This window comes from Alteromonas stellipolaris, assembly GCF_001562115.1.
GTDB lineage: Bacteria > Pseudomonadota > Gammaproteobacteria > Enterobacterales > Alteromonadaceae > Alteromonas > Alteromonas stellipolaris.
In genome coordinates this window covers 554,867-576,740 of sequence record NZ_CP013926.1, presented here as the reverse complement: position 1 = coordinate 576,740, position 21,874 = coordinate 554,867, and the positions used below count along the sequence as shown (strand labels likewise).

General features: G+C 44.2%; 21 protein-coding genes and 2 tRNA genes. 5 read left to right on the top strand and 18 right to left on the bottom strand.

The features are described from left to right. Window positions 1–56: 56 nt before the first annotated feature. The 7 genes from hemB to tatA are packed head-to-tail and all read right to left on the bottom strand — an operon-like array spanning window position 57 to window position 5,598. Window positions 57–1,055 carry a porphobilinogen synthase gene (hemB, locus tag AVL57_RS02355; protein ID WP_057794269.1) on the bottom strand — a complete coding sequence of 333 codons (999 nt, stop codon included), beginning with the start codon at window positions 1,053–1,055 and terminating at the stop codon, window positions 57–59. Between the two features lie 3 nt (window positions 1,056–1,058). Beyond that, a complete protein-coding gene (locus AVL57_RS02350) occupies window positions 1,059–2,948 on the bottom strand; it encodes a sensor domain-containing diguanylate cyclase (protein ID WP_057796400.1) in 1,890 nt (629 codons plus the stop codon). Between the two features lie 5 nt (window positions 2,949–2,953). Beyond that, window positions 2,954–3,733 (bottom strand): TatD family hydrolase, encoded by a 780-nt coding sequence (locus tag AVL57_RS02345; RefSeq protein ID WP_057794271.1) that lies wholly within the window; start codon window positions 3,731–3,733, stop codon window positions 2,954–2,956. 1 nt (window position 3,734) lies between these two features. Further along, on the bottom strand, window positions 3,735–4,268 hold the full coding sequence (locus AVL57_RS02340; RefSeq protein ID WP_057794273.1) for a hypothetical protein: 534 nt from the start codon (window positions 4,266–4,268) through the stop codon (window positions 3,735–3,737). A gap of 26 nt (window positions 4,269–4,294) precedes the next feature. Continuing rightward, window positions 4,295–5,050, bottom strand: a complete 756-nt coding sequence (gene tatC / locus AVL57_RS02335; protein WP_057794275.1) for a twin-arginine translocase subunit TatC — start codon at window positions 5,048–5,050, stop codon at window positions 4,295–4,297. After that, window positions 5,051–5,350: a Sec-independent protein translocase protein TatB gene (gene tatB / locus AVL57_RS02330; protein ID WP_013785614.1), complete on the bottom strand. Its 300-nt coding sequence runs from the start codon at window positions 5,348–5,350 to the stop codon at window positions 5,051–5,053. It lies immediately after the preceding gene. Next, on the bottom strand, window positions 5,350–5,598 hold the full coding sequence (gene tatA / locus AVL57_RS02325; RefSeq protein WP_057794277.1) for a Sec-independent protein translocase subunit TatA: 249 nt from the start codon (window positions 5,596–5,598) through the stop codon (window positions 5,350–5,352). Before tatA ends, tatB begins: the two co-directional genes overlap by 1 nt. A gap of 179 nt (window positions 5,599–5,777) precedes the next feature. Here tatA and AVL57_RS02320 point away from each other — a divergent pair, with 179 nt between their 5' ends. Beyond that, window positions 5,778–6,737, top strand: coding sequence for a hypothetical protein (locus tag AVL57_RS02320; RefSeq protein ID WP_057794279.1), 960 nt, complete (start codon window positions 5,778–5,780; stop codon window positions 6,735–6,737). A gap of 54 nt (window positions 6,738–6,791) precedes the next feature. Here the strand turns inward: AVL57_RS02320 and ilvN are convergent, their stop codons facing one another. The 9 genes from ilvN to orn form a co-directional block, all read right to left on the bottom strand. Next, window positions 6,792–7,289, bottom strand: coding sequence for an acetolactate synthase small subunit (gene ilvN / locus AVL57_RS02315; RefSeq protein WP_013785617.1), 498 nt, complete (start codon window positions 7,287–7,289; stop codon window positions 6,792–6,794). Next, window positions 7,289–9,007, bottom strand: coding sequence for an acetolactate synthase 3 large subunit (locus AVL57_RS02310; RefSeq protein WP_057794281.1), 1,719 nt, complete (start codon window positions 9,005–9,007; stop codon window positions 7,289–7,291). The genes ilvN and AVL57_RS02310 overlap by 1 nt, the downstream gene beginning before the upstream one ends. A gap of 202 nt (window positions 9,008–9,209) precedes the next feature. Beyond that, complete coding sequence (locus AVL57_RS02305; RefSeq protein ID WP_057794283.1) at window positions 9,210–9,590, bottom strand: MaoP family protein; 381 nt, start codon at window positions 9,588–9,590, stop codon at window positions 9,210–9,212. 260 nt (window positions 9,591–9,850) lie between these two features. After that, the gene (locus AVL57_RS02300) at window positions 9,851–10,345 is read right to left on the bottom strand and encodes a DUF4442 domain-containing protein (RefSeq protein ID WP_057794285.1); all 495 of its coding nucleotides are present in this window, start codon (window positions 10,343–10,345) and stop codon (window positions 9,851–9,853) included. A gap of 75 nt (window positions 10,346–10,420) precedes the next feature. Then, entirely contained in the window at window positions 10,421–12,019 is a 1,599-nt protein-coding gene (locus tag AVL57_RS02295; RefSeq protein WP_057794287.1) for a sulfotransferase family protein, read from the bottom strand. A 141-nt stretch (window positions 12,020–12,160) separates the two neighbouring features. After that, complete coding sequence (locus AVL57_RS02290) at window positions 12,161–14,635, bottom strand: TonB-dependent receptor (protein WP_057794290.1); 2,475 nt, start codon at window positions 14,633–14,635, stop codon at window positions 12,161–12,163. Between the two features lie 827 nt (window positions 14,636–15,462). Next, window positions 15,463–15,538, bottom strand: a tRNA-Gly gene (locus AVL57_RS02285). Between the two features lie 67 nt (window positions 15,539–15,605). Then, window positions 15,606–15,681: transfer RNA gene (locus tag AVL57_RS02280), tRNA-Gly, on the bottom strand. Between the two features lie 104 nt (window positions 15,682–15,785). Next, window positions 15,786–16,331 carry an oligoribonuclease gene (gene orn, locus AVL57_RS02275; protein ID WP_057794292.1) on the bottom strand — a complete coding sequence of 182 codons (546 nt, stop codon included), beginning with the start codon at window positions 16,329–16,331 and terminating at the stop codon, window positions 15,786–15,788. Between the two features lie 84 nt (window positions 16,332–16,415). Here orn and rsgA point away from each other — a divergent pair, with 84 nt between their 5' ends. The 4 genes from rsgA (at window position 16,416) to AVL57_RS02255 (ending at window position 20,147) form a co-directional block, all read left to right on the top strand. Next, window positions 16,416–17,462: a small ribosomal subunit biogenesis GTPase RsgA gene (rsgA, locus tag AVL57_RS02270; protein ID WP_057794294.1), complete on the top strand. Its 1,047-nt coding sequence runs from the start codon at window positions 16,416–16,418 to the stop codon at window positions 17,460–17,462. Window positions 17,463–17,630: 168 nt separating this feature from the next. Beyond that, window positions 17,631–18,569 (top strand): archaetidylserine decarboxylase, encoded by a 939-nt coding sequence (gene asd / locus AVL57_RS02265; protein ID WP_057794296.1) that lies wholly within the window; start codon window positions 17,631–17,633, stop codon window positions 18,567–18,569. Between the two features lie 3 nt (window positions 18,570–18,572). After that, window positions 18,573–19,457, top strand: coding sequence for a DMT family transporter (locus tag AVL57_RS02260; RefSeq protein ID WP_057794299.1), 885 nt, complete (start codon window positions 18,573–18,575; stop codon window positions 19,455–19,457). Continuing rightward, window positions 19,458–20,147, top strand: a complete 690-nt coding sequence (locus AVL57_RS02255) for a glycerophosphodiester phosphodiesterase (RefSeq protein WP_057794301.1) — start codon at window positions 19,458–19,460, stop codon at window positions 20,145–20,147. It begins immediately after the preceding gene. A gap of 66 nt (window positions 20,148–20,213) precedes the next feature. Here AVL57_RS02255 and AVL57_RS02250 read toward each other — a convergent pair whose 3' ends face one another. Then, a complete protein-coding gene (locus AVL57_RS02250; protein ID WP_057794303.1) occupies window positions 20,214–20,642 on the bottom strand; it encodes a MerC domain-containing protein in 429 nt (142 codons plus the stop codon). Window positions 20,643–20,943: 301 nt separating this feature from the next. Next, on the bottom strand, window positions 20,944–21,744 hold the full coding sequence (locus tag AVL57_RS02245; protein ID WP_231751155.1) for a divergent polysaccharide deacetylase family protein: 801 nt from the start codon (window positions 21,742–21,744) through the stop codon (window positions 20,944–20,946). Between the last annotated feature and the right edge of the window lie 130 nt (window positions 21,745–21,874).

Here is a 21,874-nt window from a genome sequence, read left to right as displayed (position 1 = left end):
TTTTAGCAACTGGCCTGTTGGCCTATGTGCTTACTCTTTGTTTTATGACCGCTGTGCTATTTGCCTGCGAGAAGTGCGGCAGCTTTAGGGGCAAAGTAGGTAAGAATACCGTCTGCGCCAGCGCGCTTGAAAGCCAGTAACGACTCTAGAATTACCGCCTCTTCGTTTAACCAGCCATTCGCAAATGCTGCTTGATGCATGGCATATTCGCCACTGACTTGATAAGCAAAGGTAGGTACCTTTAGCTCGTCTTTACAACGACGAACAATATCTAAATAAGGCATACCAGGCTTCACCATCACCATATCAGCACCTTCTTGCACATCTAAGGCAATTTCGTGTATAGCCTCATCGCTGTTTGCAGGGTCCATTTGATAGGTTTTCTTGTTACCGCCTTTTATGTTCGCTGAAGAGCCGACAGCGTCGCGAAATGGCCCGTAATAGGCAGAGGCATACTTGGCAGAATACGCCATAATGCAGGTGTTAATAAATCCCTCCCGCTCAAGTGCGTCACGAATAACGCCAATGCGCCCATCCATCATGTCAGAGGGTGCAACAATATCTGCGCCTGCTTCGGCATGCGACAATGCTTGCTTGACCAACACTTCGATGGTCACATCATTCATCACGTATCCGGCTTCATCCACCAAGCCATCTTGTCCGTGAGACGTAAAAGGATCTAATGCAATATCCGACATTAACATCACATCTGGAAACTGTGCTTTTAATGCACGCATAGCCGTTTGTGCTAAGCCATCTGGGTTGAACGCTTCTTTAGCACACTCGGTTTTAAGTGACATGGGTGTAACGGGAAAAAGGGCTAGCGTACGAATACCAAGGGCTACCCACTTTGCCGTTTCTTCTAATAATAAATCGATAGATAAACGCTCAACTCCTGGCATTGAAGGCACTTCTTCACGCTGGCCGGTGCCAGGAAGCACGAATACAGGGTAAATAAGATCGTTAGTCGTAAGACGTTGCTCGGCAACTAAATCTCGCAGTGCATCTTTTGCACGTAGGCGTCGCATACGGCGAGCCGGGAAGGAAGCATTCATAAGTTATCCTGAAAACGGTTTAAAAAGTACTTTATTTCGTCCTGATTCTTTCGCAGCATACAACTGCTCATCCGCTAACCGAAGTAGCGCCTCAGCATGTTCTTCGTCCGTGATAATGCTGGTGGTTACCCCTGCACTAATGGTTAGGTGTATTGCCTCTCCCTCAAACATAAGAGGGGAATTTTCGATACGTTCGCGTATTGCCTCAACAACATGTAAGGCACCCTCGCTGTCGGTATTCGGTAGGATAAGTGCAAATTCTTCCCCACCTATTCGACATAAATCATCGGATAAACGAAGCAGCATACTTTGCATAACGCCCGTTATATGAATTAAACAGGCATCTCCGCCAGCATGACCGTATTTATCATTAATACGTTTAAAGTGGTCCACATCGATTACCGCAATAGACAAAGGTGTTTGCTCGCGGCGACTTCGTCTGCCTTCTGATTTTAACTTTTTATCAAAGTGACGACGATTATTAATCCCAGTAAGTGGGTCGATTGCCGTTAGGCGCTCTAATTCTTGGTTAACTTCAGACAGTTCACGCAAAGTAATTTCAAGCTCTAACGTTCGTTCTTCAACTTTGTACTCTAAATCATCTTGATAACGCTTTTGCACTTCTAGAAGATCTTCTTTTGCCTTACTCGCCTGTTTTTCTTGTTCAAGGGCAAATGCTTGCGTAGAAATGAGTTCATCGTAACTATGACTATAATTAATTGCCAAAATAAGGGCTAAAATCACCGTTTCGACGGTACCAGCAATAATAAGCAAATAGCTCGTAGAAATGCCTAAATTGATTATATTCACGCTATCTAAGCTAACAATGAAGCCACTTAACAATAAAAATAACCACGCTACAGAGAAGTATCGGGCAATAGGCACGCCTTTAAATGATAACCAACCACCTGTGAACATGGCCACAAACACGATTATCGACAACATGACTAAGTAGAGCTTTATGGCAAAGGGGTAAGGCAATATTGTACTTGTGAAAATACAGGCTCCAAATGCCCACGCAGCTACCTTGGAGATTTTATCTACTACAGGGCTAAATTCGGCAATAGGCAGTAAATGCCGCGAAAACAGTACAGCAAATAAAATCGTCGCATTACCAAAAATGAGTACCGCCTTACCCTGAAACCACGCCTGCTCGGGCCATAAATATGCGTAGCCCAATCCCTGCAATGAGGCGAGGGTTAAGCCTAAGCTCAGTGCATAGCCGGTGTAGAATAAAAACGAGCGGTTCTTAGTAGTAAAAAATAAGAAGATATTGCTTATGACCATGGCACATAAGAAACCGAAAAACAGACCTAATGCTAGATTTTGGCTTGCTGCATATTCTATAAACTCTTTCTCTTCCCACACCACGATAGGCATGCGAATAGTACCGCTAGATTCAACGCGAACCACTACGGTTTGCGGTTTTGCACTTAAAGGGATCGAAAATAGCGGGGTATTATTTGCGATAGGTCGCACATGAAATGCTAAAGTGTCGCCCGCTCGGTAACGCACAACGGGTGAATTCGATAACGGCGTATAAATCGCAACATCAACACTATCTAGCAACGCGTAGTCTATTTCGAAAAGATAACGCAGCACTTTGGACTCATCGGGAGTGACAACAAACGAGAACCAGTGTACATCACTGCTCATGCCTAAATTTACAGGTGACACCGCTGGCGTCCATGCGCCTGGGTCTTTATTGAGTATCGTTTCGAAGGTGAGTCGGTTCTCGGGATCGTTAATAAAAGCTAATTGGGCAACGCGGCTATTTGTGGTTCGCTCAGGTACTACACTTAGTGCAACAAGCGCAAAAATCGATACCGCGACAACGGTAATAACGAAGAGATAAAGATCGTAATTGCGGACCTCTTGACGATTTATGCGCATTACCATTAATCACTGATACAAAATAAACGACAAGTATTAGCATAACTGCTATCTCGTAATTTATCAGGGGCAACCTGCATTAGTTCACTAATTTGCTCACCGATATGAGGCAATAGCGCAGGTTCATTGTTGCGTTTTCTTGGGCGTAATGTTTTCGGGAATAAATAAGGGGCATCCGTTTCTAAAATGATACGATCTAAAGGAATGGTGGGTATGGCGGTACGAAGGGCCTCTCCGCGCTTTTCATCACATGCCCAGCCGGTAATACCAATATACAGTCCCATATCTAAATAGGCGTTTAGCTGCGTTGTATCACCCGTAAAACAGTGCGCAATACCGCCGCTAAGAGACTGCAGCACCTTTTGCAGGCAGGCCACTTGTTGTTCGAACGCATCTCGCTCATGAAGATACACTGGCAAGTTCAATTCTGCCGCCAGCGCTAGCTGAGCTTCGAACACACTTATTTGAACATCTGGGGGAGAAAAGTTGCGATTAAAATCGAGCCCACACTCCCCCACAGCCACGACGCCAGCATCGTTGGCCATGCTCCTTAGACGCGCGTAGTCACTTTCAACCACATCTTTAGCATTATGGGGGTGTATGCCTAAGGTATAGCTGCAAATTTGCGGATACTGCTGATGAAGTGCTGCTGCCGCATCCCACTCATTAGGGTGGGTGGTAATAATGCACAGCCTGGAAACACCGGCGTCCACTGCATTTGAAATAATCTCGTGGGGATCAAATCTGCGATCTAATAGATTAACGCCAGCGTCGAACCAAGGCATATTATTTTACACGTTTTACTTTCATACGTTTGTTCAGCCCTTCTTTTTTCAAATAGAAAGCCCCTAACAAACCACGCTCAATTAGTACGGTTTCGCCTTCTTTTACCTTCAACGTCGTATCTGTAGTTTGCTGCCAAACCGAGCCGTTATCGAAGGTTAAAATAAACTTTCCGCGAGCAGTTTTCGTGATCTTAGTTACTGTACCTGCAAATGTATCGGCTAAGGTTTCAGTTTTTACTTTGTGCTCTAAACCAAACTGTTCTTCTTTAGGCGCTGGGGTTTGGCTTACTGGTGCTTCGCGGCGACGTTCAGAAGCCACGGCAGGTGTGTTGGTAGGCATAGCAACGGGTATACCTGCCTGCGCACCTGAGAGGCGGTTTACTTGCTTTTCTACACGGTCGTAACACACTAAACGTTGAAGGCTGTTTTTGGTTTCGCTACATTTGGCTAGTGCTTCGCCTACAGTTTCTGCCTGTGCTAAAAAAGCACTAAAAGGGAGCATACTTACTAACAGTAATAATGCACGTATGTTCATGGTAAATCCTTTATTTTACTTAATTATTATTCGATTTCAGTGCCAGTTTCTTCGTCACTATCTCGGCGGCCTTTCCCCGCATACAAACTACCTACAACAACGCCTATTTCAAACAATATCCACATAGGAATAGCTAAGAGTGTTTGAGAAATAATATCCGGCGGCGTAAGTAACATACCCACAACGAACGCACCAACAACCACATAAGGGCGTTTTGCTCGAAGTGACTTTGCGTCAGTTACCCCAGTCCAGCACAGTAAGATAATGGCAATGGGAATTTCAAATGAGACCCCAAAAGCAAAGAAGAGTTTCAATACAAAATTAAGATAACTAGAGATGTCGGTACTGACCGTAACACCTTCTGGTGCCACACTATTAAAGAACGCAAACGCGATAGGAAATACCACAAAATACGCAAAGGCCATGCCCGCATAGAACAACAAAGTACTTGAGAGTAAAAGCGGTGCAACGAGCTTTTTCTCGTTGCGATATAGCCCAGGCGCAACAAAGCCCCATACTTGATAAAGTACATAGGGAATAGCGATAAAGAATGACAACACCAGCGTAAGTTTAAACGGTGCGAAAAAAGGTGAGGCAACATCGGTGGCAATCATGCTAGCGTTTTCTGGCATAGAATCAAGCAACGGCAAAGCGAGCCATTGATAGAGATCTTGCGAAAAGTACGCCAAACACAAAAATACCACCAGCACACTTAATAGTGCTTTTAGGATGCGGCTACGAAGCTCAATTAAATGAGATATTAAATTGTTTGCGTCAGACATTTACTGTTTTTTATATGGTTCCTGAACCGACTCAGCCGCTTTTTTGAGCTCATCAACACTTTGTTCAAGCTCTGGCGAGAGATCTTTCAAGCCTTGCTGCTCAGCTTTCTTCAGGTTTTCGTGTAATTCGTGCACGCGCAACTGATGCTCAACTTCTTGCTTAAAGCCCGTTGCTGTATTTCGCACACTTCGAATAGTGTTAATGGTGGACCGCATGGCACCTGGCAAACGTTCTGGACCTAGTATCAACAAGGCCATCACACCAATTACCAATAGCTCCCAAAAGCCAATGTCAAACATCAGGATTTTTCTTTAACGTCGCTCTGCGTTTTAGTTGATACAGTGTCAGCGGTGTTAACGGTGTCTGTGTCTTCTACCTGCTTCTTCTGCTCGAAATCGGCATCTTGTTCGCTATCAGTGACTGCTTTTTTAAAGCCTTTGATTGCGCCACCTAAATCAGTGCCAATCCCTTTCAAACGTTTAGTGCCAAAAAGTAAAACTACAATTACTAAGATAATAAGTAACTGCCAGATTCCAATACCGCCCATAAAAATAATCTCCGATACAACAGTTAGGACAGTATGCCACCCAAAGCGCTAGCTTTCACGTGAATATTTGCGTGGATGAATAATCGTTGACGTTTATTATCACAACACGCATCCTGATGGTAATTAATTGATACGGATATCATTTCACCGCGTAATCGATAGAGGGAGTTTGGGTTGTTATGTTGTGTTTAGCTGTCTCATTGTGTTTATTACTTACTAACCAAAGTGATAACCAGTCTATTCCTACGCGCGAGGTGGTGAATAATGCGCAAAACAATGTCGAATCTCATCAACCTATGCAATGGTTTGATGTGTGGCAACGCAGCTTCACCGATTCTATGGACTTTACCGTCAGTAAGTTCGATGGCTTGTTTTCCGATGGCTCACAAAGCATAGAAAAGGCGAAAGCAGAAGGTCGAATTCAACTTAGCTGGGAGCCTAGAACCCGAGATATCGCAGAAACCGATCTTAGGTTTCGTATTCGTGTTTCACTCCCCCACCTCGAAAACCGCGTAGATTTGCTTTTAAGTGATAATGAAGACGAAACCCAAAGCGATACTATAAAGGCGGCACGTTCTCCTTCGCTGGGGAGACAAGACAATACAACCATTTCCCTGCGTTTTCGCCCCAATATAAACTCTCACTATTCATTTCGTGTGGGTGCAGGCAGGCGTGACCAGTTGTATGTAAAGGCGCGCTACCGTAATGCCTATGCATTTAATTCCCATTGGGCAATGCTTTACGATACCGAAATATATCAATACACCCGTGACCAATTTGGTGCGGAATTAGGCACCTCAATTCAGCATGTTAGTGGCAGTAACAACGTTACTCGGTTAAATAACCGCTTTTATTTTCGTGACAATAGTAACGACTGGTTGTGGCGACACGAGTTACAACACTTGTACCCTATCAACAACAACAATGCCTTGGTTTACAGCTTTATGGTGGAAGGGTTGAACAAACCTACTTATCAAGTAGAAGAGGTTTACACAGGGTTACGCTGGCGTAGTAACCCAATTAGAGAATGGCTTTATTTCGAGGTAGAACCCTTTGTACTCTGGCTTCGAAGTGAAGACTTCTCGCCGTCTTACGGTATGGCGCTGCGTTTAGAGGCCTATTACGGAAAAGGCGAGTAACTTTCGTTACTCGCCTTTGGTACATTATCAATAAACTTACTTAGTGATTACCTGTTACGGGCGCAACGCGCGCTCGCCGCGTGCTAAACCACACACGCCGGTGCGTGATGATTCAATCACTTCAGCACATTGAGCCATGGTGGCCGCAAAAGCATCTAGTTTGTCTGTAGTACCCGTGATTTCAATGGTGTAGTTATTCGCATGAACATCTAAGATGCGCCCACGGAAAATATCACTATTGCGCTTTACTTCAGCACGTACTGATTCAGTGCGAGTAGCCACTTTAATTAGCATCAACTCGCGCTCAATATGCGTGCCTTCAGTAAGGTCTACCACTTTAAGCACATCAATAAGCTTATTCACTTGCTTAGTAATCTGCTCAATGACTTTATCATCACCATGAGTAATGATGGTAAGACGCGACAAGCTGCCATCGTCAGTAGGTGCTACACATAACGAGTCTACGTTGTAGCCGCGCTGTGAGAAAACACCCACAATACGTGATAACGCGCCAGGGGCGTTTTCCATTAATACTGAAATAATACGTTTCATCAGGTTCGCTCCGTCTTACTTAAGCGCATATCATCCATAGCGCCAAACTTAATTTGCATTGGATACACGTGCTCGTTTTGGTCTACCGCAATGTCCATAAACACGAGGCGATCTGTAAGACTGAAACATTTCTCCATAGCTGCATCTAATTCGTCTAATTTATCTACTTTGATACCTACATGGCCATAAGACTCAGCAAGTTTCACGAAGTCTGGCATAGAGTCCATGTATGAATGCGAGTGACGACCTTTATAAATCATATCTTGCCACTGGCGAACCATGCCTAGCGCTCGGTTGTTCAAAGTAATGATTTTAATCGGCAGGTTGTACTGCAAACAGGTAGACAACTCTTGAATATTCATTTGAATACTACCATCGCCAGTTACCACTACAGAAGTAGAGTCAGGATGTGCAAACTGCACGCCCATTGCTGCTGGCAAACCAAAGCCCATGGTGCCTAAGCCACCTGAGTTGATCCACTGGCGAGGCTTATCAAATGGATAATACAAGGCCGCAAACATCTGATGCTGACCTACGTCAGAGCTAACATAAGCTTCACCATTGGTGTGCTTATAAATAGACTCGATAACTTGCTGAGGCTTGATTACCGTATCGCCTTGCTCGTAGTTCAGACATTCACGAGAGCGCCACTGAGTAATTTGTTGCCACCAATCGGCTAGCTTTTCTTTTTGACCAGATAGGTCTTTATTAACCAGCTGTTCTAAAATTTGGTCGAGTACTTTATCTACCGAGCCAACCACTGGAATATGCGCGTTGATGGTTTTAGAAATAGACGCAGGGTCAATATCTACGTGAATAATATCGGCATGCGGGCAGAATTTATCTACGTTGTTGGTAACGCGGTCATCAAAACGTGCCCCTAAGGCAATAATGCAATCGGCATTATGCATGGTTTTGTTTGCTTCAAGTGTGCCATGCATACCTAGCATCCCCACGAACTGCTCGTGTGTGCCAGGCATGGCGCCTAAGCCCATAAGCGTACAGGTAACCGGTGCATTCAACTTCTCAGCTAATTCAATAACACGTGATGACGCTTCAGAAGTAACCGCACCGCCACCAACATAAAGTACTGGACGTTCGGCTTTCATCAATGAAGCGACCGCTTTCTTAATTTGCTTAGTATGCCCACGCTCGGTTGGGTTATACGAACGCATGGTTACATCAGTTGGGAACACATAAGGATGATCTTCAGCAACATTTACAATGTCTTTAGGTAAATCGACTACCACTGGACCTGGACGGCCCGTGTTTGCAATGTAATAGGCTTTTGCAATCGCTTCTGGAATATCTACGGCACGCTTAACTAAAAAGCTGTGCTTAACAATAGGGCGAGAACACCCCACCATGTCGGTTTCTTGGAAAGCATCTTCACCGATATGCTTTGAAGGAACTTGGCCTGACAACACAACCATTGGAATTGAATCCATATAAGCGGTAGCAATACCGGTAATGGTATTGGTTGCACCTGGGCCTGAGGTGACGAGGACTGTGCCGGTTTTGCCTGTTGAACGTGCATAACCATCCGCCATATGAGCGGCTGCCTGTTCATGACGTACGAGGACATGTTCGACATCTTCTTGCGCATATAAAGCGTCATAAATGTCTAGTACGGCACCACCGGGGTAGCCGAACACATGTGTTACTCCTACATCTTTTAGCGCTTCTACCACCATGGCAGCGCCCGACATCATTTTCACAGTACTATCTCCTGTATCGGTTTGGTGTATTGTCAGCGAATGTTGACGATGAGCGGACTATAACGAAGGAAGTAGGAAGATAAAACACCAAACCGCACAAAAGTGAGATATATATCCCAATATTCAAGATAATTAGGATGAATCTTTCGATTTGGTGAAATTAATAGCTATTATTAGGATAGCCTTCACAAGAAATTAACAACTAATCGTCATCAATGTCTATTTCAAGGTCACTATTATCATCTATTCCCATATTATCGTCTGCATATTCTGTTACAGCACGCTTAGAACCATAAATACTGGCCGCTTTTGGCCGATTGATTCGGGTTTGATATTTGACCCATGCTTTGGCCTGAGGCGTTTGTGGCTCACATTGCCCCAACGCAGCATTAAGATAATTTATTTCAATGTCTGAACTTGGTTCAATCTTGCCATCGACTAAGGCTGCAAACAAACTACCATGGGCTTGCAATAACTTGCTTTCAGAAATTGAAAAATCACCGGAGCGTGCAAAACCATAAGGGTAATGCTTTTTATCAGCAAACGGACGGTTAATCAGTTTCTCTCTGGATAACGTTGTCATATGACCCCCTATCTCAGCCTGTCTAGCTATTATCATACTCCCCATCTGCTGCCGATGAGGAACCATTAACCGCGCGACTGTGCCGCTTGGCTCATTACACTGATAATTAGATAGTTGGGATCAACAATGCTGTCAAACAGAAAAACGTGATAAAAGAAAACTTAACAAAACTGTAAAATGCACCGATAGAGAAGCGCGCTACATAAGTAACGCACACTTAGTACTAACGCGCATTCTGATTACGGCATGTAGGGCAGGTACTACTTCCTGGTTTTCGGCACCCAAGCCCAAACCATTTCACACAGAACCGGTTCAATACCTTGGGCATCTGTTACCTTAACGGCTACCGTCACCTCACCTTTTTCTTGAGTTTGCATCAACGCTATTTGTTCATCTGTAAGGTGCGCCACTGCGTGCATATCACCTTGGGCGCGCTTCACATATTTAAAATTCATTTCTTTGATAAGCGGTAATTTGTCACCAGGTAGGTTAACACCCACAACAAAGCCCGTTGACGATTCTGCCAACAATGCCATTGCCGCAGCATGCACGCTGCCAATATGGTTTTGGGCCTTTTTATAGTTTTTCTGACGGAAAGTAACCGATTTCAAATCGGTTTCCAGAATATCGATGCTGACCGTACCCGTTAGTTTCACTTTGTACCGGAACATCCACGTCAGCATACGCTGGCGTAGCCATGTTGGATAGGTATTGGCTTTTTTCGCAAAGCTGCGAAGGGGGTTTGGTACGGACATAATCTTCTCTCTGAAACACTTTCTTCTGGTTAGACCAGTGAGGTTATGCTCCCACCGCAAAGGATGCAAGTAATTTTAACAATGGCCTAACAATTTTTGTAGCGATGCAGTTTGGTCGCCATACTGTTTCCAGCGCCCTATCGAACGAGTATTTATTGCTTCGCGCACTTGTACCTTGCTGGCCGTAGAAACTGGCAGTGTATTTCGCTCTACATGTAGACACTGTTCTTCCCAGGTTAAATTGCAAAACGAAAGTAATTTGGGGACTTCTTGAGTAGGGTTGGTCGCCAATGCTTCGTAAGATTGGATATGCACGTTGTCAGGAAATTTCTGCGCCCATGCTTCCATTACCTTTTTAAATCGCAGGTAGAAACGCCCGACAACATTTAAATCATAAGCATACGCGTAGTATGGGCTATGAATAGAGAATAGCTGGCGATAGTTGCCCACACAGGTATCCATGGGATCTCGCATCAAACAAATGATTTTAGCGTTCGGTAATGCACGGCGAATAAGATCCACATAAAAGAAATTAAACGGCAGCTTATCTACTAAGCGCTGTCCGTCTTGTTTAAGGTAAGCGGTTCGCGCTAGGTAGCATTCCCCAATTTCTTGCATATTAAGGTTTTCGGCCGCTTTGAGGGTGTCTAAATCAAGAACATGTTGTGATGGCGTATTAGCCAGCGATTTTACTGCCACCCCGAAATCTTGTAGTTCGCCGCCAGAGGCGACTTGGCTATGGTGACTTAAAATACGCTCTACCAAGGTAGTGCCAGAGCGGGGCATACCTATGACGAAAATTGGCGAATCATCTTGTGCCCCTATTGCTTTAATACGCTCAATCGCGCTTTTATCAGCGTCTACGTCAATACCTTCAATAGCGCTTTGCGCTTGCTGCTGTAAATAGTCGAATAACGCTTGGTAGTCTGCAAAGGCATCTTGGCTGGCTTGTTGTTTAGGCGCTTTGGCGTGCCGTAGTGCTTCAAAAGCCTTATCATATTGCCCTAACGCTTCATATTCTTTTGCTAATGCATGGCCAATGTGTAGCCGCCCTTCCACATGCTTTTCGCAGGTGCGTGATGCAACTAGCAAACGGTCGATATGATTTTTCTCAGTCGTAACCCCGCCTAAGTCTGATAATGCAAAATGTGCCTGATAAAAATTGGGGTTTAATGAAATTGCGCGTTCGAAATGCTCTCTAGCATGCGCAAAATGACCGGCGAACTTACTACTCACGCCATAATTATAATGAAACTGCGGATTGTCGTTATCAATAGATAACGCTCGTTTAAAATAAGAAAGCGCACCTTCATGGTCGCCTACTCTGCTTAACGCTACGCCCACGGTATCTAAATCTAGCGCTCGCGTCAGGGACGTTGGTGGGGCCTTTTTAGCGGCGGCTTGGGCAAGGTTAAGATCGCCAGTGAGTGCAAAGCATTTGGCGAGATAAGCATAAGTCAGGGCTCTAGCCTCAAGGCTATTCGACTTTTCTAATAATTTAACCGCTTTATTAATTTGCCCTATTTCAATGTGGATGATACCCAAAAGAAAATAAGCATGAGGGTCGTCGCCAAAGGTCTGAATAACCTCTACGCAGGCTTTATGTGCTGACGTATAGTCTCGTTTGCTAATGGCTGTGGTAGCCACATTGAAATGCTGTTGTTTATCTATCATTTTTGTATGTCATAGCGGTATCGTCAATACTGTTTGTGGTAATTGTTTTTTCGTTGATATTTTTTGCTAACGTTAATCATCATAAACCTGAAAAAAAGGCACTCCATGGAGTGCCTTTAATAAGTACTATAAGTAATACTACTACATATCAAACTTGTAGTTGAACTTCAGGCCTACGGTACGCGGCGTCAATATGTAATGGCCGTAGTTACGGCTTAATTCAGTGCCGTTTGGTTGAAGTACACTGTCGTATACACCTTCGCCAATATCACTTACGTTACGTCGTGTAGACACAAATGCATATTTGTCGAACAGGTTGTCGATGTACAAGGTTACCGACCAAGTTTCAGATGAAATACGCGCATTCAAGTTACTGATAGCATAACCTGGTAACGCTTCACCATCCTGGCGTAAACCAACCGTTGTGTAGATATCACTTTGTGCAGTGATACCATAGTTCACATCTAGCATTTTATCGCCAAATACTTCTTGGCTGTAAGTCATACCAAATGAAAATTGATGCTCGGCTGAACCTGGCAGACGATCCCCGTCTTTACCATCATAAAAATCTTGTAGTTCAGTTCCCGCTTCACCTTGGGCTGTAAACAAGAATGGCGCATCAGCGGTTAGCTCTGCTTTAGTATGGGCATACGTGGCATACATGGTTAAGTAGTCATTTGCGCGACCACGTAACGACAACTCTAGCCCTTTAGATGCAGCGCCTTCAGCATTAACCGTAATGGTTTGCTGACCATTTACAGTTGCACCAGTAACTTGTGGGTCTTCCCAATCAACATAGAACAAAGAGGTATTAACCTGAAGTTTGTTGTTGAAGAAGTTGGTTTTAACGCCAAGCTCATAGTTGGTCGTAGTATCTGCACCGTAAGTTTGCTCATCAGGTAATGCGCACACTATTTGGTTATTCAAATCATCAACGTTGTCTGGGCACGCTGGTGCACCATTAGCACCACCAATACGGAAACCTTCGCTGATTGTCGCGTAGGCCATGGTATCGCTAGTGAATTTGTAACTCGTATTAAATTTAAATAACGTACCGCTGTCATCTTCAGTAGGTGCTTCGGTTAATTCTAAATCGATAGAATCAGAAGCACGACCTTCAAATACAGAGTAATAAAGTGGCAAATCTACGCCCGAGCGTGCTGACACTTCATAATCATAAGCTCGTAAACCAATAGTGGCATCCCACTTATCGGTAATTTCATAAGTTAGCTCACCGAAAAGTGCTTTTTCAGTAATATCAATTTCGTCAGCAGAGAAGTATTCAAGGCTATCTGGGCGATAGTTACCTTCAACGCCCCATACTTCAATGGCATACACGTCAAAGTTAGGAGTAAATTCTTTACTGGTGCCTTCACTATCAGTGTCGTAATAGAAACCACCCACAATCCACGATAGTGGACCATCGTCTAGCGACACTAAGCGAACTTCTTGGGTAAGCGTAGAGCGTTCCGATAATTCTTCCGTGTAAGAAGAAAACGCTGGGAATTCTTCGTAGCTGTAGTCTAAGCGAATAAGTAAGTCAGTTTGGTCACGTTGACCGTCTGATTCAAATTTCGAGTAGCCCGTCGCCGACACTAATTCAGCAAAACCAAGATCGGCTTTTACTTCTAAGCTTAATAATGAATCTTCTTTTTCACGCGGCTCTTCATAACGATAAGCCGACTCGTATTTACCGACTAACGCACTTAAACCGTTTTCATCAGACAACGCATTGTAGTGGCTGATTGAACGGCCCTCTACATCCTGTGTTTGGAAGAAATAGGTAAGCGTAGCGTCTATGGTGTCGGTGGGTAACCAACGTACCGCAATTCGGCCTGTTAGCGTGTCTTCACCGTTAGCATCTTCCACTTGGCGTAAGTTATCGCTGATGGCAGTGCTGTCAGTCCAATCAGGATCGGGCAGTGAAACCCCACCTTCTTGTACAACGTAGTTGTAATCAATAAAACCAGGGTTATTGAAGTAGTTTAGTGATGCACGAACACCCAACTCACCTTCAATAATAGGCGCGTTGAATACGAAACTTCCCTCGCCACCTAGTGAATTACTCTCTTCCATGGTGAAGACATCACCGGTAATTTCTGCCGTGGTAAAATCTAAATCAACTGCTTTTGGAATATAGCGAATGGCACCACCAAGTGTGCCAGCGCCATATAAGGTGCCTTGTGGCCCAATCAGTACTTCAACACGGTCTACATCGAGTAAACGCATGTTAAGGAAAAGCGGTATTTCGCCAAAGTAAGTTGCTACCGTGCCGCCATCTGAACCGGGTCCAGATGAGTTTGTATTCAAGCCACGCACGATAATAGGAGAATCATTTCGACCACCCTGATCGGTGACGGTCAAGCCTGGTACCCAGCGTGCTACTGAGTCTAGGTCTTCAATATTTTGTTGGGCCAACACGTCCGATGTTATGGCGGAGATATTAATTGGAACTTCCTGCAAAGTGCCGCTTCGGCGTGTTGCAGTAACTTCAATTGTTTCTACTTGTTTTTCATCTACAGTAACTTCTTGGGCGACAACTGCACTGCTGGTTAAAGCAGTAAATACAGCGCCGGCAACCAAAGAGTACCCGAAAGTGCTGCCTTTATAATGCATGCTTGTGTTTTCTCCTGGCGGGGCTTCTATCTAGTACCCATTAATTTTATTATTGGGTACGTGCATCAGTATTTTCAGCATGATCCGTAGCAGAATCTGTGCCGTAAACGGCGCGCATTCTAAAGCAAAAACACATTAATATTTAATATTTTTTGAATAAATATGCTCTAATATCGCGCATGCATGCACTAATTTTGAAATAAAGCTAATGATAGCCGCATTTAATGCAAGCTTAACTATTGATACTTAGATAGTTTTACCCAGCATCACCAAATTAGTGAAAACGCGCCCCAAAAAAGTGCGATAACTCAAGAATAAAAACCCATTCAAAATTTAAGGTCTTTTTATACGTATTCCGGAAGGAAATTTACATTCATCTGCGCTTTTGTGAGCTTGCTAACGCGCTTTTGCTAGCAATCTGGGCACAAATGAACAAGCTTAATTTAAATAGTGGTGCAATTTCAGGAACAGAAACCCGTCGACTATTAGGAATTACTGCGTAGGAAATAAAATTGATAACTGGCTGACACTTGTTATACCGAGATTCGCTGGACCCACAGGGGTCGCATTAATCAAATTAAAATAGTTTCAATTGATGACTAAGATATGAAAATTTGGAGCGGGAAACGAGATTTGTTGCTCGCCGGGAACCGGTCGCGGCCACATAGGGGTCGCTTTATTCAATCTGATATGGTGCTAACGTAATTTGAAGTATAAAATTTGGAGCGGGAAACGAGATTTGTTGCTCGCCGGGAACCGGTCGCGGCCACATAGGGGTCGTTTTAATCAATCTGATATGGTGCTAACGTAATTTGAAGTATAAAATTTGGAGCGGGAAACGAGATTCGAACTCGCGACCCCGACCTTGGCAAGGTCGTGCTCTACCAACTGAGCTATTCCCGCATAGAGTCGATGCTTTTGCATCTGAAGATTGGTATAGTCTAAACTTTTCAATTCACACTAAGTTTTTTGGAGCGGGAAACGAGATTCGAACTCGCGACCCCGACCTTGGCAAGGTCGTGCTCTACCAACTGAGCTATTCCCGCATACAAAAAAAGGCACTTCGTTTTGAAGTGGTGCGCATTGTACAAAAATATTTTTATTTGGCAACCATTAATTGGATTTTTTTGTACAAACGCCCCCTTACCGCTTAAATCGTGAACACTTTCTCACGGTAGTAGCGCATTTCTTCAATAGACTCGCGAATATCATCAAGGGCAAGGTGAACACCCTTTTTATCAAATCCGTCTAATACTTCCGGCTTCCATCGCTTAATTAGCTCTTTTACGCTGCTCACATCAATACTGCGATAGTGAAAGTATTCTTCTAGTTCTGGCATGTACTTCACCATAAAGCGTCTATCTTGACCTATGGTGTTACCGCACAAAGGCGACTTGCCTGCATCAACATAGTCAGCCAAGAATGCCATGGTTTGACGGGCGGCTTCAGCTTCATTTATCGTACTCGCACGACAACGCGCAGTAAGCCCAGTTTCACCGTGTACCCGCGTACACCACTCGTCCATATTATCAAGTACGTCATCAGGCTGATGCACCGCAATGACGGGGCCTTCAGCAAGCACATTTAGCTGTGCATCTGTCACTATGGTGGCAATTTCCATCACCACACAAGTCTCTGGATCGAGTCCTGTCATCTCCATATCAATCCACACTAAATTACTGTCGTGCTTTGTCATCGGCTTCCTCTTAGTACTGAGGCATGGCAACCATGCCCTACAAACGTTATTATAAGCGCAGTATACGTGAACTAGAAAAGAATCGTGGCGAAAAAACCAAAACTTACACACAGACAGAAACGCCAAGTCGCAGCCAATAGAAGTAAACGGTTGCAAGATAAGCATGGTGACAATAAGCAATCATCGCTAGATGAAAGCCAACTGATAAGCGGCGTGGTGACGGGTCGCTTTGGTAAACATGCAGATGTTGAAGACGCCGAAGGCAATGTGTCACGGTGTCATATCCGCCGTACGGTTGACTCTGTGGTATGTGGCGATAAAGTGCTTTTTAGTAAAGGCGACGATGCCGACTCTGGCAGTGTGCGTGGTGTAATTGAAATTGTTAATGACCGCCATTCAGTACTTACCCGCCCCGACTTTTACGATGGTATAAAGCCCATTGCCGCTAATATCGATAAAATTATTGTGGTAAGCGCTACCCTGCCTTCATTATCTACTCACATTATCGATCGCTATTTAGTGGCCTGTGAAGACATTGGTATTACGCCGTTTATTGTTTTAAACAAAGTGGAGCTGCTTTCACAAAGTGAAAGAGAAACCATTAATGAGCAATTAAAGGTTTATACCGACTTAGGTTATGACGTACTTTTCACCAGCTGTAAAACCGGTGAAGGTATTGATGAGCTTAATGCCTATCTTGATAACAACGTCAGTGTTTTCGTAGGTCAATCGGGTGTAGGTAAATCTAGTTTAATTAATCAAGTTTTGCCTGGTGCTGACATACTTACCGGTGAAGTATCAGATAACTCAGGCTTAGGCCAACACACCACTACCGCAGCCAAGCTACTGCATTTACCGGCTGGCGGCGATTTAATTGATTCCCCTGGCGTCCGTGAGTTTGGCTTATGGCACATTCCTACCGAACGAATTACCTGGGGCTTTATCGAATTTAGAGATTACTTAGGCGGGTGTAAGTTCCGTGACTGTAAACACCTTAACGATCCTGGCTGTATTCTTCGGGAGGCTGTAGACGAAGGAAAAATTAATGCCGAGCGTTTTGCTAGCTACCACAAAATACTAACTACCATGGACGAGCAGCGCCCGAGCCACAGCCAACCGCCTGGCGCATAAGGCGCATTTTTACGCTTTGTTTGGCTTGTTGAAACAGAATATTGACACTACTTCAACAAGCCCACCCCTTCTGGCTTATTCCAAGTTTGTAGCATACATAATCTTAAAGTTACTTACGCGCATATAAGTTAGGGTACAATTAACCTGTCTTTTTAATGGAGAGCTTTCGTGCTGGACTGGCTTAAAATAAACTTACAATACATTACCCCTAAACATTTGTTGTCACGCCTAGTAGGCAAATTAGCGGCAGCAGAGCTTGGTGGTTTCACTACGTTTCTTATCAAGCTTTTCATCAAGCAATATAATGTTGATATGAGCGAGGCTTTGCATTCAGATCCTGCCCATTACCGCAGTTTCAACGCCTTCTTCACTCGCCCATTAAAGCCTGAAGTTCGCACCATTGACCCACGAGAAGATGTGTTAATTCAAGCGGTAGATGGCACGGTAAGTCAATTTGGCGACATTGAAGCTGACAGTATATTTCAAGCTAAGGGGCACGATTTTAGCCTTACCAGCCTATTAGGCGGAAAGCCAGATTTAGCGGCTCCATTTAAAGACGGAAAATTTGCTACCATTTATTTAGCCCCTCGAGACTACCACCGCATTCATATGCCGGTAGAGGGTACGCTTACCGACATGGTGTATGTGCCTGGCGAGTTATTCTCAGTAAACCCACTTACCGCTCAAAATATTCCAAGCTTGTTTGCCCGTAATGAGCGTGTTGTGGCGCTATTTGATACACCCGTAGGCAAAATGGCTATGGTACTGGTTGGCGCTACGATTGTTGCCAGTATAGAAACCGTTTGGGCTGGTACTGTGTCGCCACCTACAGGTAAAAATGTACAACACTGGACTTACGAGAAAGATACCGAAGCAAGCGTACACCTTGCGAAGGGCGACGAGCTAGGTCGCTTTAAGTTGGGCTCTACCATTGTGGTATGTTTCGAAAAAGACATGATTGATTTTGATGCATTAGCACCTGGGCAAGTAACCCGTTTAGGTGAACCAATGGCTTTTGCTGCGAACGCGCCAGTAAATACTGATGCGGGCGTTGATTTAGGCGATAACTCAGGCGCTGATTTAGGCACGCAAGCGACAACAAGCTAGTTTATGAATGCAGTAAAACGAAGTTTGATATCACTGCACTTTACCGTTGTCTTATTGGGCGGTACCGCGCTTTTTTCACATTTAGTGCCCCTCAGTGCCAGTGATATCACACTAATGCGATCGGTATTTGCCTGTATCGCGTTATTTCTTTTTCTTAAGTTTTCTAGTGAAAATTTGACGCTGGCAAGCCGCAAAGATTATCTAATAGCCATAGGGCTAGGTATTTTGATGGCCCTTCACTGGGTAACCTACTTCGCGGCGATGCAATACTCTAGTGTGTCGGTGGGTATGATTGCGCTATTCACTTTTCCAGTGATTACCGTACTGATAGAGCCGTTCTTCGAAAAAGTAAGCCTGGTATGGCAAGACATTGTATCTGCGCTAACGGTTATTGCGGGTGTATATTTTATTGTGCCTGAAACGTCACTGGATAATGACATTACCTTAGGCGTACTTATTGGCGTGGGCTCTGCGGTGCTTTACGCGTTCAGAAACATAATTCATCGAAAACACTTTAAACAATACAGTGGCGCTAAAGCTATGGCGTGGCAAACTTTAGTCATTGCTATTTTCTTGCTTCCTAGCGGTAGTAATGAAATTGTACGTGCCCCGATGAGTGCATGGTTAATGCTTCTGCTATTAGGTACTGTTTTTACCGCGTTACCTCATGCATTAATTGCAGCAAGTTTACGTCATTTGCGAGCAAAAACCTTTTCACTCATTGCCTGTATGCAGCCTTTCTACGGGGTTATTCTTGCCGTATTGCTTTTAGATGAAAACCCCAGTGGCAGCACGCTTTTGGGCGGTATTCTTATTACTTCTGCCTCTATTTACGAAACGCTTAATACCCATAAGCTGCACGGTAAATCAGACAAGGACAGTGACTAAATGCTCATTATTGCCCACAGGGGCGCAAGTACCCTTGCACCTGAAAACACCCTTAAAGCATTCACGCTAGCCTTCGAGCAGCAATCTGATGGAATAGAGTTCGACACCTACCAGCATGATGACGCCATTGTGGTGTTTCACGATAAAACCCTAGGGCGCACTACAAACGGTTCAGGGTTGTTATTACAAACTCCACTGGCTATGTTAAAGCAGCTAGACGCCGGAGAAGGCGAAGTTATCCCTACCTTGGAAGAGGTGCTAACCACCTTGCCTAATGGAGCGCTTTGCAATATCGAAGTAAAACACTTACGTAATGCTGAAACCTGGGTGAAAGATGTAAAACAGGCCGTGGAAGATGCACAAGTAAACTCGAATACATTGCTTATCTCTTCGTTTAATCATCATTGGTTAGCTGCGATAAGCGCATTATGGCCACAGGTGGCTATTGGCGCATTAACCGCTACCTACGCGCTTGATGCTACGCACTGCGCCCGCCAGCTTAAAGCGAAATCTATTAATATTGCATTAGATGTGGTGAATGCTGATTTTGTGAATACGGCGAAACAGGCAGGATTGGATGTGTATGTTTATACGGTAGACGAGCCAGAAGATATGCTTCAATTGAAGCTTTGGGGTGTAACCGGTATTTTTACCAACGTGCCCAACATAGCAAAGCAAGTTCTTAATTAAGAAGCTAAAACTTTGTGCTTTTGGTTTAGAAAAAATTTACGTCAGAAAATTAACGAGGAATTTAGACTATTCTACTTCGGTAGATAAGTGATTAGAAAATACCGTTTCTTTACAGCACTTACATTGACGGCATAAACGCATGTTAACCCAATGCCCTGCCACAATAAGTAAGGCTCCCACAGCGATGGTGAACGGTTCGTAGGCTTCACCAAACATGTTCTTGTTCCAGTAAATTGCACCACCGGTAAACAACAATGCCAACGGATAATAACGACCGTGATAGCGAGTGGCCCCGCCGATAAGTGCAACCGCACCAATAATTAACGAAATGGTTAATATGGTCCGCTCAAACCAAACTTGTGCAAAAAACGAAGAACCAATAAGTGGTAATAAAGGCACAACAACAGGCAACGCTAGGCAATGCAACGCACACAAGCTCGACACCCAAATGCCAAGTCTGTCTAATTTTGTCGGATTGTCTTCTACCGGATTCATTTACTGTACCTTTGCAACATCAAAAACTTTAAAACTCGTCACTGTACACGCTTTAGTCAGAACAATAGCTGCACGCGCACTGTAACCGCAGAGTAACTCTGCCAGAGACGTTATAATATAACATTTTAAGGGGAATGCGAAACTTTCCCCTATGATATTTTCAATCTTTAACAGAACAAAATGTCATATGTGAATATTTAATCTGGTAAGCGCCTGATTGTTAAAGGTAATACTATTGACGCGCTGATCACGGAGAAAGGGAAAGAAGTAGAGCTAATTACTTCAATGAAACTAACAAGGGCTATTCATTAGGCGCAGCCGCTTCAGACTCTGACAGCGGCTTTCGATGAACTCCTTTTGCCAAGCTGCTATTAGAGACACCAGTGGAAGTATCTGCCGCTTCCGCGAAGTAATCATTTACCGATGCCAAAGCAATTCCCTCGTTAACGAGGCTAGGCAAAGTGTGTGCTAAAAAGGTAATGGTTTCTGGATAGGGGTGTGCAATAACCACAACGGTGCCATTTCGTTTAGCTAATCGTTTTGTGTATTCAAACTGCTTATTAAGTGATGCTACCGAGCGGTCATTATCAAGGAACACTTGCCGGCTCGCGTTAGGCACCCCCACTCTATCTGCAACTTGTTGCGCTGTGGTATTTACACTGGTTCTACTATCTACAAAGAAAAGCCCTTGGCGCTTTATCTCTTCCATAATGGTCTGCATGGCGGGTTCTTTAACCGTAAATGCACTACCCATGTGATTATTAACCCCCACCGCATTTGGCACACTTTTAAGTGCTGCTCTTAGCGTATGAGTAATGGCAGCAGGATACATATCGGTAGATAAACCTAGCGGGCCCATGGCTTTGCCACTGGTTGATTGCATTGGCATGTGTAACATGACCGCGCGGCCTTGTTGCTCGGCTTTACGTGAAATAGTTTGTGCAAGAGGGGTTTGCGGTAAAATGGAAAAGGTAACTTCACTGGGAAGCGCAAAGGCCGCCATATCTGACTTTCTGTACCCCAGATCATCGAGAATTATAATAACGCGAGGCTTTACCGGGATAGTCGCTGACGCAGCAGCATGACTCGTAAAACTCGTCATTATCATTAACGATAAAATACACAGACGCCAAAGCACCTTCATCTACGTTTATTCACTTCCATTATTGATTTTATTATTTCCACGCGCACTGCTGATACTAACAACTAGGCTAATTAAGATAGAAGCCAAG